This window comes from Burkholderia sp. Ac-20392 (genome assembly GCF_017104585.1).
GTDB classification, from domain to species: domain Bacteria; phylum Pseudomonadota; class Gammaproteobacteria; order Burkholderiales; family Burkholderiaceae; genus Burkholderia; species Burkholderia lata.
In genome coordinates this window covers 1-3092 of sequence record NZ_JAAGPB010000740.1, presented here as the reverse complement: position 1 = coordinate 3092, position 3092 = coordinate 1, and the positions used below count along the sequence as shown (strand labels likewise).

Here is a 3092-nt window from a genome sequence, read left to right as displayed (position 1 = left end):
TCGCCGAATCGCTTGCCGCGCGGATGCCGTTCGATGCCACGCTGCGCGCGGGCGCGACCTGCGTGACGCCGGGCGTCGTGCTCGTGCGTGCGCTGTCGACGTCGATGGAAGCGCTGCAGCGCCATTTCACCGACTGCTGGCTGCATCTGCGGCCGATCGTGCACGGCGTCGACGCACGACCGCTGCGCCTCTGGCAAACCTGAGCGCGGTCGCGCCACGCACCGTTTCGGCGCAGCGTCGCAACCGGCGCTGCACGTTGCCCATGCATCGCGCACCACGAGCGCGCATCGCACTGCGTTCCATGGACATGGCACGCGCCTTGCTCCTTACATAACCGATACACGACGCACGCAAAACAGCGCGGTGCTACGATGGCCCGCGCGTTCGCACCGTTGCGCGCGCACCGATAAAAATTACGTTTTCCTGAACGTTTGCCTTCATGAAACTGACTCCCCGAGAGAAGGACAAGCTGCTGATCTTCACGGCGGCGCTGCTGGCCGAGCGCCGTCGCGCACGCGGCCTGAAGCTCAACTATCCGGAGGCGGTCGCCTTCATCACCGCCGCGCTGATGGAAGCCGCGCGCGACGGCAAGACGGTCGCCGAGGTGATGCATTACGGCACGACGCTGCTCACGCGCGACGACGTGATGGACGGCGTGCCGGAGATGATTCCCGACATCCAGGTCGAGGCGACCTTCCCCGACGGCACGAAGCTCGTGACCGTCCATCACCCGATTCCGTGAGGCCCCGCATGATCCCCGGCGAAATCCTCACCGACGACGGCGAACACGAACTGAACGCGGGCCGCGCGACGCTGACGCTCGTCGTCGCGAACACCGGCGACCGCCCGGTGCAGGTCGGCTCGCACTACCACTTCTTCGAAGTCAACGACGCGCTGGCGTTCGATCGCGCGGCCGCGCGCGGCTTTCGCCTGAACATCGCGGCCGGCACCGCCGTGCGCTTCGAGCCGGGCCAGACGCGCACCGTCGAGCTGGTCGCGCTCGCGGGCGATCGCGCCGTCTACGGTTTTCAGGGCAAGGTGATGGGGCCGCTGTAAGCCGCGCCCCGCTCTTCAGGAACAGCACCATGACACTACGCTTGAGCCGCCGCGCGTACGCGGAAATGTTCGGGCCGACGACGGGCGACCGCGTCCGGCTCGCCGATACCGAGCTGCTGATCGAGATCGAACGCGACTTCACGACCTACGGCGAGGAAGTGAAATTCGGCGGCGGGAAAGTGATCCGCGACGGCATGGGCCAGTCGCAGCGCGTGGCCGCCGACGTGCCCGACACGATCATCACGAACGCGGTGATCCTCGATCACTGGGGCATCGTGAAAGCCGACATCGCGATCAAGCACGGCCGCATCGCCGCGATCGGCAAGGCCGGCAATCCGGACATCCAGCCGGGCGTGACGATCGCAATCGGCGCCGCGACCGAAGTGATCGCCGGCGAAGGGCTGATCGTGACGGCCGGCGGCATCGACACGCACATCCACTTCATCAGCCCGCAGCAGATCGACGAGGCGCTCGCCTCGGGCGTCACGACGATGCTCGGCGGCGGCACGGGGCCGGCCACCGGCACCAACGCGACGACCTGCACGCCGGGCCCGTGGCACATGGAGCGGATGCTGCAGGCCGCCGACGGCTGGCCGATCAACCTCGGCTTTCTCGGCAAGGGCAACGTGAGCCTGCCGCAGCCACTCGTCGAGCAGATCGCGGCCGGCGCGATCGGGCTGAAGCTGCACGAGGACTGGGGCACGACGCCCGCCGCGATCGACAACTGTCTTTCCGTCGCCGACGACACCGATACACAGGTCGCGATCCACACCGACACGCTGAACGAAGGCGGCTTCGTCGAATCGACGGTCGCCGCGTTCAAGGGCCGCACGATCCACACGTACCACACCGAAGGCGCGGGCGGCGGCCATGCACCCGACATCCTGAAGGTGTGCGGCGAGTCGAACGTGCTGCCGTCGTCGACCAACCCGACGCGCCCGTACACGATCAACACGCTCGACGAGCATCTCGACATGCTGATGGTGTGCCATCACCTCGATCCGTCGATCGCCGAGGATCTCGCGTTCGCCGAATCGCGGATCCGCCGCGAGACGATCGCGGCCGAGGACATCCTGCACGATCTCGGCGCGCTGTCGATGCTGTCGTCCGATTCGCAGGCGATGGGCCGCGTCGGCGAGGTGATCATCCGCACCTGGCAGACCGCGCACAAGATGAAGGTGCAACGCGGCGCGCTGCAGGAAGACAGCACGCGCAACGACAACTTCCGTGCGAAGCGCTACGTCGCGAAGTACACGATCAACCCGGCGCTCACGCACGGCATTGCGCACGAAGTCGGCTCGATCGAGCCCGGCAAGTGGGCCGACCTCGTGCTGTGGGAGCCGGCGTTCTTCGGGATCAAGCCGTCGATGATCCTGAAGGGCGGGATGATCGCGATGGCGCAGATGGGCGACCCGAACGCGTCGATTCCCACGCCGCAGCCGGTTCACTATCGCGAGATGTTCGCCACCCGCGGCGGTGCGCTCGCGCGCACGTCGCTGACCTTCGTGTCGCAGATGGCCGCCGATGCGGGCATCGCGGAGCGCTACGGCCTCGCGAAGCGGATCGTGCCGGTGCGCAACTGCCGCAACGTGACGAAGGCCGACATGATCCACAACGCGTGGCGCCCTTCGATCAGCGTCGACCCCGAAACCTACGACGTGATCGCCGACGGCCAGTTGCTCACCTGCGAGCCGGCCACGGTGCTACCGATGGCGCAGCGCTATTTCCTGTTCTGATCCGATTGCCGGCTTTCGATTCATGCGCACTCTCGACAAACGCATTGCCCCGAACGTGAATCTCGCCGCGTCGCTCGTCGCGCGCGCGCCGACGCTCACGCTCGCCTACGACGCCCGCTGCAAGAGCCGCCTCGCGGCGACGCTCGACACCGGCGAGGACGTCGCGGTCCTGCTGCCGCGCGGCCCGATCCTGCGCGACGGCGACGGGCTAGATCGGAAGAGCGGCGTGTGGGGCAAGCGGGTAGTTCTCGGTGTACATTCTCGGGGTGTCCGCCTCAGCAGAATAACAAGCCGTGTCAA

3 protein-coding genes and 2 pseudogenes are annotated in these 3092 nt (G+C 67.2%); all 5 read left to right on the top strand.

What is annotated here, in order from left to right; all coding sequences use genetic code 11:
• A pseudogene (locus tag G3N99_RS37605) lies at window positions 1-203 on the top strand (urease accessory protein); the annotation flags it as partial.
• 236 nt (window positions 204-439) lie between these two features.
• Window positions 440-742, top strand: coding sequence for an urease subunit gamma (gene ureA / locus G3N99_RS37600; protein ID WP_006406310.1), 303 nt, complete (start codon window positions 440-442; stop codon window positions 740-742).
• 8 nt (window positions 743-750) lie between these two features.
• Window positions 751-1056 (top strand): urease subunit beta, encoded by a 306-nt coding sequence (locus G3N99_RS37595; RefSeq protein WP_206124901.1) that lies wholly within the window; start codon window positions 751-753, stop codon window positions 1054-1056.
• Between the two features lie 29 nt (window positions 1057-1085).
• Window positions 1086-2792, top strand: coding sequence for an urease subunit alpha (gene ureC / locus G3N99_RS37590; protein ID WP_206124900.1), 1707 nt, complete (start codon window positions 1086-1088; stop codon window positions 2790-2792).
• A 22-nt stretch (window positions 2793-2814) separates the two neighbouring features.
• Window positions 2815-3092, top strand: a pseudogene (locus G3N99_RS37585) (hypothetical protein); the annotation flags it as partial.